1 protein-coding gene is annotated in these 613 nt (G+C 60.0%); it reads left to right on the top strand.

Annotated elements, in window-relative coordinates; translation table 11 throughout:
* Nucleotides 1-613, top strand: a 613-nt coding sequence (locus tag ACQZ40_RS25730) for a carbohydrate ABC transporter permease (protein ID WP_448748914.1), incomplete at both ends; no start/stop codon positions are given.

Below are 613 nucleotides of genomic sequence, written 5' to 3'. Positions count from 1 at the left end.
GTCGGGCACGCTGGAAAACTATGTGACGGTCCAGACCCAGCGCGATTACTTCAAGCCGTTCATGAATTCGGTGGTGCTGTCGCTCGGCTCGACGATCATCGCGCTGATCATCGCCATTCCCGCCGCCTGGGCCATGGCGTTCTCGCCGACCAAGCGCACCAAGGACATTTTGATGTGGATGCTCTCCACCAAGATGATGCCAGCCGTCGCCGTGCTGGTGCCGATCTATCTGATCTTCCGCAATGCCGGCCTGCTCGATACCCGCATCGGGCTGACCATCATGCTGACCTTCATCAACCTGCCGATCGTCATCTGGATGCTCTACACTTACTTTCGGGAAATCCCCGGCGAGATTCTGGAAGCCGCCCGCATGGATGGCGCATCGCTGTGGAACGAGATCGTGCATGTGCTGACCCCGATGGCGGTTCCGGGCATTGCCTCGACGCTGCTCTTGAACGTCATCCTCGCCTGGAACGAATCCTTCTGGACCATCCGGCTGACGACCACCAATGCAGCCCCGCTGACGGCCTTCATCGCCTCCTTCTCAAGTCCGCAGGGGCTGTTCTGGGCAAAACTCTCGGCCGCCTCGATGATGGCGATCGCCCCCATTCTC

The sequence above is a fragment of the Agrobacterium sp. 16-172Ci genome, assembly GCF_053522725.1.
Note: the sequence above shows the minus strand (reverse complement) of the source record. Positions and strands in the feature narration are given on the sequence as shown.